We start from the raw sequence: 13648 nt of genomic DNA, 5'->3' as shown, positions 1-13648 counted from the left end.
AGCTGAAAGGCCAGCTAAAGCATCTGAAATACCTATCGAGCAATAAACTGCTGATCACCCAGATCACACTCAAACCCATCCCTTCCCCTCTGCAATCCTCGCCGCTTCCATCCGGTTTTTCGCATCCAGCTTCTGCATCATTTCAGAAATATAATTCCGGACGGTTCCTGACGACAAGAAAAGTTCCGCGGAGATTTCTTTCGTCGTCTTACCGAGAGCGGCGAGGCGGAGGATGGCCTGTTCGCGTTCGGTGAGCGGGTTTGTTTCGCGGATGGCGGCGAAGCTGAGTTCCGGGCTGAAGGTTCGTTTGCCTTCTGTGCATTTGCGGATGGCAGCGGCGAGGTCGTCGATTTCTCCATCCTTGAGCAGGTAGCCGTGGACATTGCTTTTGACGGCGCGTTCGAAGTAGCCGGGACGCGCAAACGTCGTTAGGATGATGATTTTCGTTTTTGCGCCTTGCTTTGCGAGCTCTTCGGCCACTTCCAGGCCGCTTTTGACCGGCATTTCGATATCCATGAGGCAGACATCCGGTTCCAGTTTGAGAATGGCGGCGAGTGCTTCTTCACCGTTTATCGCTTGGCCGATCACTTCCATGTCTTCTTCCAGATCAAGCAAGGAGCCGAGCGCGCTTAACAGCATCTTTTGATCCTCGGCAATGAATATACGAATCATAGCATTTCCTCTTTTCGTTCTTTCTTTATCATGGGAACGGTTATCTTTAATACAGCGCCGTTATGGGTTGAAACATCGATGTCTCCGTCGATTAATGAGAGCCTTTCTTTCATCCCGCGCAGGCCGTTTCCAAACGGTTTTTGCTGATCGATTCCCATTCCGTCGTCCTTGACGGTGATGCTCATGTTTTCGTCTGTTTGCGAAATGGAAATGATGCAGTGGGTGGCGCGGCTGTGTTTGACGATATTTGTGGCGGCTTCGCGAATACACATGCTGACAATGTTTTGTGTGACGGGAGGGATGCTTGAAAAATCGGAATCTCCCATGTATTCGAATGTGATGTCGGCAGCCCGCAGGATTTGCTGGATGTGAATGAGCTCTTCGGCGATCGTTGCCGTTTTCATCTCAGACACGAGTTCTCGGACTTGTTTTAAAGCCGCTCTTGATGTGGTTTCCATTTCTCTTGCTTCTTTTCGCGCCCGTTCGGGATCGCTTGCGACGGTGCGCTGGACAAGCTGGCTTTTTAATGTGAGCAGTGACAGGGTATGGCCAAGTGTATCATGGAGATCGCGGGCAATCCGGACACGCTCCTCGCGCTTGACCAGTTCCTGAATATGCTGATTGGCTTCATCAAGCTCTTGTTCCAGCTCCATGCGGCGGTTCATCGAACGGATGCCAAATGGTGAAATGAGCATAATCACGAGAAAGGGCAGAAAATAAGAGAGCTGGTTGTGCAGCGACTGATCATTGAGCAGATGATAGGTGAAAGGGGCGACCAATACAACAACCAGGCTGGCAAGCCCGCGCCGGAACTTCTTTTTTTCCCGGTAATAACCGATAAAGTTTGCTGGAAAAAAGCCTAAAAAGACTAAGTTGATATCATAGAATACAGTGTAGATTAAAATGATCGAAAGCTGGATGGCCAGCCAATAAGAAAACAATTTTTTTTGCGGCGAAATAAAATAAAGCTGGCGGTACGTCACAAGGAAAAGCAGCACCAGTCCGAAGCCGATCAGCTGTTTCAGGCCCGCCGTCTGATATGTCAAATAGCTGATCGGCAGCAGCAAATAGATTAAAAAGATATAAGGAAAAAAGCCGTATCGGCTCGGAAACATGCTGAACGATTTTTTCATTCTGGCTCACACCGCTTCTTGTTTTTTTCTCAGATATTTAGATAGTAGCATAAGTGCTGCTGAATAGGTCAACAGGATGAGAATGTTTTGCCAGCCGGGCATTTCGCCTTTCACAATCTCCCACGCTCCGCTGCCAAAATGATAGGAAGGCAGCCAATAGCCGATATTCTGCATCATTTTCGGCATCACCTCAAGCGGCATCCACATCCCGCCGGCAACAGCGAGCGCCATATAGAGCACATTGCTGACTCCGGCCGCTGTGTCGACTTTTTTCATCATCCCAATCAATGTTCCGATCGCCAGAAACGGAAGCGAGCCAAGCAAGATCCACAAGCCGCTCAAAATCCATTCCAACGGGGTTAAAGAAACGCCGTTGATCAAAGCGCCGGATAAGAAGATTACCGTAATCGACAGGAGATGAATGACACTTTGCCCGGCCATTTGCGCGGCAAAATATACATGATCCGGGAGGGGAGTCACGCGAATAAACGTCGACCAGCCTTGAGCGCGCTCTTGTACCATGCGGATTCCGAGCGTCATGATCGAGGAGCCCATCACACTGAATGATGTCATCGACATTAAATAATGCGCTTTCCAGGCCTCAGGGTCGGAAGCGTTCGTGTTGACGATATTGGTGAAAATATAGTAGAAAGCAATCGGCATCGCCAGCGACCAAAAAACATAATATCGATTTCTGAGCATTCTTTTGATCTCTGTTTTGCACTGCATCTGAAATACGCTCATTTTTCCTCGTCTCCTTTGTCTGTCAGCTGACTGAACGCCTTCTCCAGATTGCCGCGTTCGATTTGAATATCATAAGCGCCGATCTTCTCCTCGAAAATGAGCGCCAGGATGTTGTCCGTATTGGCTGTTTCGATGAAGATGCGCTTGTTTTTTCTGTAAATCCGCTCGATTTCAGGGTGCTGATACAGCTTTTCCAGCGGTTGTTCCGGGTCCGCCATAAATGAAACGGACTGCCTCACAATGTTTGCTTTGATTTCCTGCGGTGTTCCGTCTGCGACAATGCTGCCGTCTTTAAAGAGCAGGATTCGCTGTGCGGCATCATCTGCTTCTTGTAAATAGTGAGTTGAAAAAATAATCGTTTTTCCTTGATCAGCAAGGTTATGGATCGTTTGCCAAAAGCGGTTTCTTGATGTGATATCCATTCCGACTGTAGGTTCGTCAAAGATCATCAGCTCAGGATCGCCGGCAAGCGCCAAGGCAAAGCTCAGCCGGCGTTTTTGTCCGCCGGACAACTTTTCTGCCCGCGTTTTTAAATCGCGATCTGTCAGGCCTGTTAAACGCAAAAGCGTTTGAAGGGGCAAGGGCTTTGGATAGTAGCTTCGAACGAGTTCGATGATTTCCCCTGCATTTAACCCCGGCATCACACTGACTTCCTGCAGCATCGTGCCGATTTTCTCGCGCACGCGCCTTTCTTGGGGTGAGGCATGAAATAATCTAACGTCACCGTCCGTCGGCTTTAACAGCCCCAGCATCATTGAAATCGTCGTCGTTTTCCCGGCTCCGTTCGGCCCGAGAATCGCGACAATTTCTCCTTTTTCAATTGAAAAATCTATCTGATCAACCGCCGTTTTTTGGCGGAAAGTCTTTGTTACATTCGTCAAGCTCACAACATTGCACATGACTTATAAACCACCTCCTGATTTACTCATTTTATTGTATAAGCTGAGGAAGGCGGATTTTAGTAAGTGATGTCATGAAAATCGGATGACAAATGTCATTTTTTGAAACAATGAAAAAATAACATGGAGCAAGCTAACGGTGTAAAGCAAATGAAGTAGGGAGATGAGCAGAGCGCCATAAAAATCGACGCATCATGGAGATAGAGAGAGCGGTCTTCAATTGTGAAAGAAGCTCTCTCTACTTAAAAGTGTCAAAGGAGAGTCTTAACCATTATTTTTAACCGGATACTTCCTCCCATTCTTCACAATCTTCTCTTCCACAATCTCTTTGACATCCAGTCCAAGATCGTTACATAACATGAATGAGTAGATTAAAACATCCGCGATTTCTTCACGGATGTTTTCTTTATTTGCTTTGAGTGCTTCTTCACTGCTGATCCATTGGAAGTCTTCGAGCAGCTCTGCTGCTTCGATGGAGATTGAGATGGCGAGGTCTTTTGGGTTATGGTATTGTCTCCAGTTTCGTTCATCTCTGAATTCATTGATTGCGTTAATTAAGCTTTGAATGTCACTCATGATCATGTTCCCCTTTCTAACTCGAGTAGTCTTTGTACTTGGAAAAAACGAAAGAAATGAAAAACTTAATTCAGTTTTTACAACAGTATTATCATTTGACTGCTGAGGATACTGAGGTTCTTACTGAACAGTTAAATACCATGTTCCTCAATGATTTCAGTTTGAACCAAGCTGTAGAGTATTTTCAACTTCAATTTGAATTTCCGGATCTTTATTGAAGAACTCGCCTATCATCTGACAGAATTGTTTAATCACTCTAGAAGGTGGATGTTGAAAGGTCACACACTAAAGGAAGTTTTAGGTGGGGGGAGCCTTATCATCATTTTATAGATTTCACTCTAATAGATAAAAGAGGTCGTCTGAAAAGAAAACTCCTCCCTTTCATACCACCTCCGCAAAATGGACTACCAAAGGGTTTGATTTAAAGGGTCCATTTCGTCTTCAAATATAAAAATGAATTTTTGGAGACTTATTGGGACAGCCTCGTTTTTATGGATTTTTTACTTTTTCAATAACAAATAAATAAAGTAAGGTGCTCCGATTAATGAGACCATGATTCCAGCTGGTATAGTGGTTTCAATGATATTACGTCCGATTGTGTCGGCGAATAATAATAACCAACCGCCAAGTAGAATAGCAACAGGGATAAATAGCTGATTTCTAGGTCCTACCAAAGTTTTTGCGATATGTGGGGCCATTAATCCGATAAAGGTAATACCTCCAGTGACAGAAACAGCAGCAGCAGCTAATGCGACAGCTGTTAAAAGTAAAATGATCCGCTCCCTTTCAATGGAAACCCCCACTCCAATGGTTACAGGCTCGCTTAATCCTAATAGATTTAGTCGATTTGCTTTGTACAAAGTAAACGGAATCAAGATGACTAACCAAGGCAGGAGAGCCCAAATAAATGGCCAATCTGTTCCCCAAATATTTCCTGCCAGCCATTTGGCGATGAAATCGACTTTTGTCCGTTCAGCAGAAGAAATAATGACAATCATAGCTCCGGAAAGTGCGGTTGAGAACCCGACTCCGATGAGGACTAAGCTTACAGGCTGCATGCCATTATTTTTGTTATAGGCTAACAGATAAATGAAGAAGCCTGTTATAATTGCACCGATAAAGCCAACAATTGGAATCATATAAACAAATGATCCAGCTTCGGTTGGGAAAAATAAAAAGAAAATGGCAATGGCAACCCCAGCACCGGAATTAATCCCAATAATGCCTGGATCAGCTAAATCATTTTTTGTGATTCCTTGCAAAATAGAACCTGATAAAGCAAGTGCCATCCCAGCTAATAAAGTAATCAATATTCGAGGCAAGCGAATAGAATATAATATAAATTCCTCTTTAAAGGTTCCTTGACCTAATAGAGTCCGGATGAGTCTGTCAAAAGATAAACTAGCAGACCCTATTCCCATCCCAATAACAGCTGTAGCTAGGATGAGTATGAGAGAAATCGATAAAATAATTCGCTGTTTTTTGATTAGTGCTGAATGTGTCATGAGAGTGCTTTTCCTCCCTTTCGGACAATGATCAGGAAGAACGGTAAACCTAGCATAGCCACAATGGCTATAACAGGTGTTTCATATGGTGCATTTAAGGTACGGCCAAGTGTATCAGCAAATAGCATAAAAGCAGCACCACAAGTTGCAGACATTGGTAAAATATAACGATAATCGGTTCCAACCATTGCTCGAACAATATGAGGAATTATAAGACCGATAAAGGTCATATTCCCAACAAGAGCAACAGATGCCCCGGCGAGAATGATAATGACAATAAATAGAAGGATTTTAATTCTGATGATATTTTGGCCTAAGCCAACTGCAACTTCTTCATTTAAGCTGAGAATGGTAAGTTGTCTCGAAAGGAAAAAGGAAACAACAACTCCAATTACAATGAAAGGTACAATCGTTTGCAGTTGGTTCCAATTCGTTCCGGAAACCCCTCCTGCTGTCCACATTGAGATATCTTTAGAAATTTTAAAATAAAGGCCAAGCCCTTCGGCAATGGCGTATAAAAAGGCGGAAACAGCAGAACCCGCTAATACAATACGGAGAGGAGAAAATCCGCCTTTTTTCATCGCGCCAATTCCAAAAACCAACAAGGCGCCGATTGCGGCTCCAATAAAACAGGCAACCATCGTCAAAAAGTAGTTAGCTGAAGGAACGAAGGCGATCGTAACAGCCAATGCTGCATAAGCCCCAGCAGATAATCCTAGTAAACCTGGATCAGCAAGTGGGTTTCTTGTTATACCTTGCATGATTGCACCAGAGACAGCAAGAGCTGCGCCCACAACAATGGCGGCTATTTCGCGAGGTAACCGAATATCACGGATAATCGAAATATGATCACCGGTTGCAGAAGACGAAAGAGCCAACCATACATCTTCAACTGAGACGTCTGCAGCTCCAAATATTATCGCTATAAAAAACATACCAATCAGAACTAGAATTCCTAAGATCAGTTTGAATGCAAATGAGGTAAAAGATAGAGTTTTTCTTACCATAAGGCTCGTCATTTTCCTTTCTTAGAATGGGAAAGGGGCTGACAGACAGGGAAATAACGTCCCTTTCCGGCCAACCCTTTTCAAATAGACCTCTACTTTTTCCAGTTTTAGTTTCCTAGAAATGCTTCTTTAAAGAATGCCAGTTGCTTTTCAAGTGTGATTGGGTCAGTGAATGATGCGCCTTCACCTTGCATTTCAATGACATGTCCCTTTTGGACAGCAGGAATGTTCTTGTATGTGTCTGTTTCTTGGAAAGATGTATTTGCATCAGAGTACTTACTTAAAATGACATAATCTCCCGCATATTCTGGAAGCACTTCAGCTGATAACGTATAATACCCTGCTTTTAATGCGTCTTCCTTTACTTTTTCAGGCATTTTTAGTTTCATCGTTTGATATAAGATTTCTGTACCGCGCGCCCAGTTATTACCGAAAACATAAAGGTCTTTCCCAGATGCTTCAATAACAGATACTGTTGAATTCTCGCCAATTTTTGTACGAATATCTTCTCCAATTTCTTCTGCACGTTGCTTAAAGTCATCAACCCATGCTTGGGCTTCTTTTTCTTTGTTTAGTAGCTTTCCAATTTCCACGTGTTGAGTTAAATAATCTACTTTACCCCATGTATAAGTAACAGTAGGTGCGATTTCATTTAATTTGTCTAAGTTTTTTACCGTTGATAACGCGATGATTAAATCTGGCTCTAATTCAATAATTTTTTCTAGGTCATCCTCTGAAACTTCTTGAACATCTTTTAACTTTTCTTTAAAGGTTGGATTGTTTTTAGACCAAGTGTCTACACCGACAACGTTGACTCCTAAATCTAACACATTTCCGGTATACCCTGAAAGCATAACAACTCTTTGCGGATCGGCTGGAACTTCGATTGGTCCTGTTTCCGCTTGGTATGTAATCGTTTTAGATTCTTTTTTTGCTGAGCCGCTATCCTTTGTTGCTGACTCTTCATTGCCGCATGCACTAATCATAAGCGTCAGCAGTAGCATAAACGGGATTAATAGTTTCTTCATGCTCATTTTCACCTCTTAATAAATTGTAAGTAACACACTTCGGTTTATTTGTTCTCGGGCCAATTTGAAAGACTTCCCGCAGTACTCGCCTCTTCACAAGCCCAGCCTTCACGACTTCGCCGTCTTTAATGCAATGATATAATCCGAAAAAAACGAGCAGCTCGATGTAAATCATGTCCGTCTCCCGTACAAGAGCCATAGCAATTCAAACACATTGGCGCTGACCTCAGGATATGGTTGTTCCTTTTTATCTGGAATCGTTACACAGAGATTTTTTACAATTAAACGTCCTCCAGAGCCAGTATTTAATTCTTCAGTAAATAGCTGTATGAACCGCAGAATGAAAATGAATAAACGATAATGATTATCAATATCAACAATAAATATATATTTCATTTTTCAATATGTCAATGTAAAAATTGTGTCCTTATCATAGTACCCTCATGAAAGTGAAACCTTTTAGAAAGAAAAAATTAATTATGATGAAAACAAGTTTAATAACTTATCATTGATAATCAATTACGAATGATGTTTGGAAGTGAACGGTGATGAGTCAACAGGATGATATTCAACCTTTTATAGCGGGTTAAGAGAGATGAAGCTAATTGAATATTGGCCGAAACTTGGCGGGGAAATCCTTGTTTATTTGTAGAAAATAATTTGGGATGTTAATGGATTGACCGTTGATCCAACAGTGGGGTATTGAAGGAAAAAATAGAATCGATACCCATTTTTTCTAAGTGCGACGTCAGGTCAAAATCATTATACAAGGAGGGCTTTTGAAAGGAAAGTCGGTCGTCTGTATTTCGACTATGAAAGGCCCTGAGAAGTACCCTTTGTTTCTATTGAATAACAGTCACAAAGTGTTGATGAAAAGAGCGGTGTTTCACTTTATAGGAATCAAGAAAATGCGGTTAGACATATACCCGGTGCTGGCGAGATTGTTGTTCAGTGTGATAAGGATCGTGACAACGTCATCTTCACGGTTCGAGATACTGGGCAGGGATTCTCCCCGGAGGAGCTTCGCCGTGTATTTGAGCCCTTGTATCGCGGGGAAGCATCAAGAAGCCGGTCGACCGGAGGAGCCGGGTTGGGGTTGACGATTTCACAAAGGATCATGAGACGGCACGGAGGCGATCTGACGGCGGGAAATGATCCTGAAGGAGGCGCGCTGCTGGAAGGATGGCTTCCCTTGGAAAGAGAAAAGCTATGCTGAAAACTCAGCAATAGCTTTTTTGATAGATTAGTTGCGAATCAGGTAATCAAACGCCCCTAATGCGGCATTTGCCCCCGATCCCATCGAAATAATGATTTGGTTGTACGGGCCGTCTGTGCAGTCGCCGGCCGCGAATAAGCCGGGGGTGCTTGTTTGGCCGCGTTTATCGACTGCGATTTCGCCGATGCGGTTGCACTCGACTGATCCGTCTAACCACTCTGTGTTTGGCACGAGACCGATTTTGACGAAGACAGCTTGGAGTTCAACGTGTTGTTCTTCGCCTGTTTCACGATCCACGTAAGTGATGCCGTTTACGTTTAGGTCACCTGTAATTTCTTTCGTTTGTACATGTTTCACTACAGTCGCGTTTGACAGGCTGTAGAGGCGTTTTTGCAGGACTTCCTCCGCTTTCAGCTCCGGTGCGAACTCAAGAACAGTGACATGGTTGACGATGCCTGCGAGATCAATCGTCGCTTACTTATCTATGAACGAGCAGAAAACCAGACCTTGTTAGCAATTTGCTGTACGAAGTAGAAAACCGTAAAAAAGAGCCTAGAGAATGATCCCTGAACTCCACATTTCCTCACTTCATATACCGATACTCCCGCAATCTCTCCAAAATAGCTACTTCCTTCAAGAGTTCCTCACCAACATTCGTTTCCTTTACTTTCTTCCGCTCAAGCTCTTTATCCACTAATCGCTTCACCGTTAAGACATCAGTTCCGGTGCTCAGCACTTCCGCCTTGGAATTAAAGTGTTTATGGGCGACGAGCTGCATGCCGTAGGAGTTGTATAACAGCGTGTAGCCGGCGATACCTGTTGTCGATTGGTAGGCTTTGGAGAAGCCGCCGTCGATGACGATCATTTTTCCGTTTGCTTTGATCGGATCTTCTCCTTCGATTTCTTTTACCGGTGTATGGCCGTTGATGATATGGCCATGATCCGGGTTGAGGCCGAATTCTTTCAGGATGTTTCGGCAGGTTGCCTCGTCTTCACGCAAATAGTAATACGGGTTTTTCTTCTCTTTATGTGTTTCCTTCTCTTTAATGAAATACCGCTCAAAGGTCGTCATAGCGCGTTTTCCAAAAAGGGAGGAGTGCTCGCCTGTCCATAAATACCAGACCATATCTGTCGCCAGATCATCGGTTTCTTCCGGGTGGGCAAACGCTTCCCGCAAGAATCGTTCAAATACATCGAGCAGCTCACGGCCCGCATAGGCTCTGTCCTCAATCATCATCTCTTCCATATGGCCGTTTTCGTCTACAGGAATACAGCCGTGAATCAACAGGTTGCCGTTATATTTTAAATAAAGGCTGCCTTTTTTCATCATAAAATTCATATGGCGGCCCAACTTTTCGGAATGCTGGACAGAGAACAGCAGCTTGTCCATGACTTCCGCTTCTTCCTTTAATAGCTCATCTGGCTGTTCCGGATTAACCGTCGCAAAGCAGGTGTTTTCCAGTTGATATGTTTTTCCGTTCAGCGTGATTTCATTTCGGGCATAATCAATCTTTTCCAGTAACAGCCGTTTCTCCATATTAAAGTTCGGCCGTCTCTTGATAATCGGGCTTTCAAGCTTGAATTGGATCATCGCAATCGCTTGATGAATTTTTGTGATTTGCTTAATCTCATCTTCCGGTCTGTTTTCGTCTGCTTTCGGACGGAAAGATGGGTTATCATCGTAATATTTTTCGGCAAGGTTCAAGAGCGGTCTCAGATTGATGCCGTACACGTCTTCAATAATATCCAAGTTGTCATAGCGGGCACAGATGCGGATAATATTTGCCAGGCATACTTTAGAGCCTGAATAAGCGCCTATCCAAAGGACATCGTGATTTCCCCACTGAATATCGACTGAATGATAGTTGATCAGTTCTTCCATAATCTGATCCGGCTGCGGTCCGCGGTCGTAAATATCGCCGACAACATGCAGATGGTCGACAACCAATCGCTGCGTGCTATATGCAAGACCGGTGATCAGCTTATCAGCTTGGCCAAGCGCAATGATCTGATCTACGATTTTGGAGTAATACTGTTCTTTGTTGGCAGCTTCTTCTGTTTTATACAGCAGCTCCTCCGTAATATAAGCAAACTGAGAGGGCAGTGCTTTGCGTAATTTGGAGCGGGTATACTTGGAAGAGCAATAAGATACGAGCTTAATCATTCGATTAATCGTTTCTTTATACCAATCGTTTAACGATGCTTGCGTATCGTAATTATGTTTTATTAACTTCAGTTTGTCTTCCGGATAATACACTAATGCTGCTAATTCATCAATTTCTCTATCATAAATGACACCGCTGAAAATATCGCGTATCTTCTCTTTTACTCTTCCTGAACCATTCCGCAGCACGTGCTGGAATGCCTGGTATTCCCCGTGCAAATCACTGACAAAATGCTCGGTGCCTTTCGGCAGGTTCAGTATCGCTTTCAAATTAATGATTTCCGTTACCACTTTTGCTTCACAATCGTATTTTTGTGCGAGTAAATCTAAATATTTGGTTTCCAAAATCGTCCATCCCCTTTTTAGAATAGGAGCTGTCCCCCTATGTACGAGCATTTGCATGATAAGGTGATTTTAAAAGTATGACATTATTTTTAAATAATTGACCTTTATATGATAGTACCGCATAACTCCTTTTTGAGACAATCAAAACGAGGGAAAGAGGCGCTGAGATGAGCGGAGAGAAAGCTTGAGAAGGCTTGAGAAGGCTTCTTTAACATTAATCAGACACCGCATTTCAGAGTACCCCGGCTTTGGCTTGATCACTTTCATGGAATTGATTTCTTTCTATCCCAGCATTGTCTCGTTCTCAGAAATGGGAGGAAAATATTGTCGCTAGTATAGGTGAGTTTAAGAATACTAGCGTTAACTATAAATAGAACCATTGACAAATCACTCAACCTCTATTAAAATTAAAAGTTATCCGATAGTAATTATCTCTATCGAAAAACTCAATACATGCAAGCTATGATTGCTGTGGGTCGCACTACAGCAGGAGCAGCTTCTGGAGAGACCGCGGAATTCTGCGGCGCCGAAGGGTTCACAATCTCAGGCAAAAGGACAGAAGAGTACCGAATATGTATTTGTCGTGCTGATGATTGTCAGCGGCACAAATATATTTTGATATTCTTATGACCGCGAGATTGGAGGACATCCAATCTCTTTTTTTATGGGCTTTTTTACTGCTCGTCGTTCACTAGAGAGGTAAGGAGGAGTTTGATGTGGAACAGCGGGAATTAAAGAGGGACTTATCCAATCGGCACGTACAGCTTATCGCTATTGGCGGGACGATTGGCACCGGGTTGTTTTTAGGCTCCGGTAAGGCGATTCAATTGGCGGGTCCTTCTATCATCTTTGCGTATTTCATTGTAGGTATTGCGCTTTTTTTCGTGATGCGGGCGCTGGGAGAATTGCTGTTATCTAAAGCGGGTTATCAATCGTTAACCGATATTGCCGAGGAGTATCTGGGGCCGCGTGCGGCGTTTGTCACCGGGTGGACCTATTGGTTTTGCTGGATTATGACGGCTATGGCGGATGTGATTGCCGTCGGTGTCTATGTGAAATATTGGTTTGATATTCCGCAGTGGGTCCCTGCACTTATCTGTTTACTCATTTTATTAGGGCTCAATCTGTTGACTGTCAAGCTTTTTGGAGAATTGGAATTTTGGTTCGCTTTAATAAAGGTGATCACGATTCTTGCGTTAATTGTCATCGGTGTTATTTTGCTGGTGATCGGGTTTAAGACGCATACAGGAACGGTTTCGGTTACCAACCTTTGGGCGCATGGCGGTTTGTTTCCAAACGGATTTTCAGGCTTTTTGCTTTCTTTTCAAATGGTGATCTTTGCATATGTCGGTGTGGAATTAGTAGGTGTATCGGCGGCGGAAACGTCGAACCCGAAAAAAAATATTCCATCGGCTATTAATAAAATTCCTTTACGGATTTTATTTTTCTACGTCGGCGCGCTTATCGTCTTATTATGTATTAACCCTTGGATGGAACTGAATGCAGCGGAAAGTCCTTTTGTGAAAACCTTCAGCTTAGTCGGCATCCCGCTTGCCGCGGGAATCATTAATTTTGTTGTATTAACGTCAGCCGCGTCTGCTTGTAACAGCGGGATGTTTTCAACAAGCCGGATTCTGTACAATTTAAGTAAAACGAAACAGGGCCCGGCCAATTTTGCGAAGCTGAATAAAAACCATGTGCCGAGTCACGCGTTATGGGTATCAACCATTGTCCTGTCAGCAGGAGCGCTATTAAGCAAACTGATACCGGAACAAGCCTTTGGGATCGTGACAACCATCAGCGCGATTTGTTTCATATGGGTGTGGGGTGTGATTCTTGTCAGCCATATCAGATACAGGAAAACCCGTCCGCACTTACACGCAGCATCAACATTCAAAGCGCCATTCGCGCCGTTTATCAATTATGTTGTCCTGGCGATGTTTGCGGTCATTCTCATGATTATGCTGTATGCGGATGCGACTCGCTCGGCCTTGCTGCTGACTCCTCTATGGTTTATTGTATTGTTTATTTTATTTTGGATGAAAAAAAACAGGACAAAAAGAACATGATGAGTCAAATTAAATCTCTTGAAAAAGACGGTGTACTGCATGCAGTATGCCGTCTTTATTTTTGATTAACCGTTTCCTTTTATAGGTTTATATTTAATGCAGACATGAGAACGAGAGGAATGGAGTCATGGAATACAATTCATACATGAATGGACAATCGCAATATCCCGCTTGGTCCTATCCGTACAATTTGATCATATGGAAAGCGTTTGTCGGCCATGATGTGAAGTCCTATTTATATGGGTTATAACATAAAAAAGCGCCATACTGCCGTTTAAGCAGCATAGCGC

Annotated in this window: 11 protein-coding genes, 5 pseudogenes and 1 riboswitch; of the genes and pseudogenes, 5 read left to right on the top strand and 11 right to left on the bottom strand. The window is 43.5% G+C overall.

From position 1 onward, the window contains the following. Nucleotides 1-69: 69 nt before the first annotated feature. The 9 genes and pseudogenes from P3X63_RS22320 to P3X63_RS23010 all read right to left on the bottom strand — a co-directional run. Complete coding sequence (locus P3X63_RS22320; RefSeq protein WP_077735893.1) at nt 70-672, bottom strand: response regulator transcription factor; 603 nt, start codon at nt 670-672, stop codon at nt 70-72. Next, entirely contained in the window at nt 669-1805 is a 1137-nt protein-coding gene (locus tag P3X63_RS22315; RefSeq protein WP_277692139.1) for a sensor histidine kinase, read from the bottom strand. Before P3X63_RS22315 ends, P3X63_RS22320 begins: the two co-directional genes overlap by 4 nt. Before the next feature lie 6 nt (nt 1806-1811). Next, complete coding sequence (locus P3X63_RS22310; protein WP_026589431.1) at nt 1812-2549, bottom strand: ABC transporter permease; 738 nt, start codon at nt 2547-2549, stop codon at nt 1812-1814. After that, the gene (locus P3X63_RS22305; protein WP_026589430.1) at nt 2546-3448 is read right to left on the bottom strand and encodes an ABC transporter ATP-binding protein; all 903 of its coding nucleotides are present in this window, start codon (nt 3446-3448) and stop codon (nt 2546-2548) included. Before P3X63_RS22305 ends, P3X63_RS22310 begins: the two co-directional genes overlap by 4 nt. Nucleotides 3449-3712: 264 nt before the next feature. Continuing rightward, the gene (locus tag P3X63_RS22300) at nt 3713-4024 is read right to left on the bottom strand and encodes a nucleotide pyrophosphohydrolase (RefSeq protein ID WP_006639775.1); all 312 of its coding nucleotides are present in this window, start codon (nt 4022-4024) and stop codon (nt 3713-3715) included. A 500-nt stretch (nt 4025-4524) separates the two neighbouring features. After that, nucleotides 4525-5529: a FecCD family ABC transporter permease gene (locus P3X63_RS22295; RefSeq protein ID WP_026589427.1), complete on the bottom strand. Its 1005-nt coding sequence runs from the start codon at nt 5527-5529 to the stop codon at nt 4525-4527. After that, nucleotides 5526-6536 carry a FecCD family ABC transporter permease gene (locus P3X63_RS22290; RefSeq protein WP_277692134.1) on the bottom strand — a complete coding sequence of 337 codons (1011 nt, stop codon included), beginning with the start codon at nt 6534-6536 and terminating at the stop codon, nt 5526-5528. The genes P3X63_RS22295 and P3X63_RS22290 overlap by 4 nt, the downstream gene beginning before the upstream one ends. A 107-nt stretch (nt 6537-6643) precedes the next feature. Then, the gene (locus P3X63_RS22285) at nt 6644-7564 is read right to left on the bottom strand and encodes an iron-hydroxamate ABC transporter substrate-binding protein (RefSeq protein WP_277692133.1); all 921 of its coding nucleotides are present in this window, start codon (nt 7562-7564) and stop codon (nt 6644-6646) included. Next, nucleotides 7515-7740, bottom strand: a pseudogene (locus tag P3X63_RS23010) (iron-enterobactin transporter ATP-binding protein); the annotation flags it as partial. The pseudogene P3X63_RS23010 and the gene P3X63_RS22285, both read right to left, overlap by 50 nt. A 389-nt stretch (nt 7741-8129) precedes the next feature. Here P3X63_RS23010 and P3X63_RS23005 point away from each other — a divergent pair. The 3 pseudogenes from P3X63_RS23005 to P3X63_RS22275 form a co-directional block, all read left to right on the top strand. Continuing rightward, nucleotides 8130-8336 (top strand): annotated as a pseudogene (locus P3X63_RS23005) (thioredoxin reductase); the annotation flags it as partial. Further along, nucleotides 8335-8478: pseudogene (locus P3X63_RS22280) on the top strand (NAD(P)H-dependent oxidoreductase); the annotation flags it as partial. The pseudogenes P3X63_RS23005 and P3X63_RS22280, both read left to right, overlap by 2 nt. Next, a pseudogene (locus P3X63_RS22275) lies at nt 8469-8780 on the top strand (sensor histidine kinase); the annotation flags it as partial. The pseudogenes P3X63_RS22280 and P3X63_RS22275, both read left to right, overlap by 10 nt. A 27-nt stretch (nt 8781-8807) precedes the next feature. Here P3X63_RS22275 and P3X63_RS22270 read toward each other — a convergent pair. After that, a pseudogene (locus P3X63_RS22270) lies at nt 8808-9254 on the bottom strand (FAD-dependent oxidoreductase); the annotation flags it as partial. A gap of 109 nt (nt 9255-9363) precedes the next feature. Further along, on the bottom strand, nt 9364-11289 hold the full coding sequence (gene fbp / locus P3X63_RS22265; RefSeq protein WP_277692132.1) for a fructose-1,6-bisphosphatase: 1926 nt from the start codon (nt 11287-11289) through the stop codon (nt 9364-9366). A gap of 489 nt (nt 11290-11778) precedes the next feature. Beyond that, a riboswitch (glycine riboswitch) is annotated at nt 11779-11858 on the top strand. Between the two features lie 147 nt (nt 11859-12005). On the opposite strand from fbp, the gene P3X63_RS22260 reads away from it, so the two are divergent. Both P3X63_RS22260 and P3X63_RS22255 read left to right on the top strand, forming a co-directional pair. Beyond that, complete coding sequence (locus tag P3X63_RS22260) at nt 12006-13358, top strand: amino acid permease (RefSeq protein ID WP_277692131.1); 1353 nt, start codon at nt 12006-12008, stop codon at nt 13356-13358. Nucleotides 13359-13485: 127 nt separating this feature from the next. Further along, a complete protein-coding gene (locus P3X63_RS22255; protein WP_257419524.1) occupies nt 13486-13608 on the top strand; it encodes a hypothetical protein in 123 nt (40 codons plus the stop codon). Nucleotides 13609-13648: the final 40 nt, after the last annotated feature.

It is taken from the genome of Bacillus sp. HSf4 (assembly GCF_029537375.1).
Taxonomy (GTDB): domain Bacteria; phylum Bacillota; class Bacilli; order Bacillales; family Bacillaceae; genus Bacillus; species Bacillus sonorensis_A.
Note: the sequence above shows the minus strand (reverse complement) of the source record. Positions and strands in the feature narration are given on the sequence as shown.

Coding starts and splice junctions, on each gene's coding strand:
- P3X63_RS22315 (WP_277692139.1), bottom strand. CDS start 1,805: ATGAAAAAATCGTTCAGCATGTTTCCGAGCCGATACGGCTTTTTTCCT.
- P3X63_RS22300 (WP_006639775.1), bottom strand. CDS start 4,024: ATGAGTGACATTCAAAGCTTAATTAACGCAATCAATGAATTCAGAGAT.
- P3X63_RS22255 (WP_257419524.1), top strand. CDS start 13,486: ATGGAATACAATTCATACATGAATGGACAATCGCAATATCCCGCTTGG.
- P3X63_RS22310 (WP_026589431.1), bottom strand. CDS start 2,549: ATGAGCGTATTTCAGATGCAGTGCAAAACAGAGATCAAAAGAATGCTC.
- P3X63_RS22285 (WP_277692133.1), bottom strand. CDS start 7,564: ATGAAGAAACTATTAATCCCGTTTATGCTACTGCTGACGCTTATGATT.
- P3X63_RS22295 (WP_026589427.1), bottom strand. CDS start 5,529: ATGACACATTCAGCACTAATCAAAAAACAGCGAATTATTTTATCGATT.
- P3X63_RS22305 (WP_026589430.1), bottom strand. CDS start 3,448: ATGTGCAATGTTGTGAGCTTGACGAATGTAACAAAGACTTTCCGCCAA.
- P3X63_RS22290 (WP_277692134.1), bottom strand. CDS start 6,536: ATGGTAAGAAAAACTCTATCTTTTACCTCATTTGCATTCAAACTGATC.
- P3X63_RS22320 (WP_077735893.1), bottom strand. CDS start 672: ATGATTCGTATATTCATTGCCGAGGATCAAAAGATGCTGTTAAGCGCG.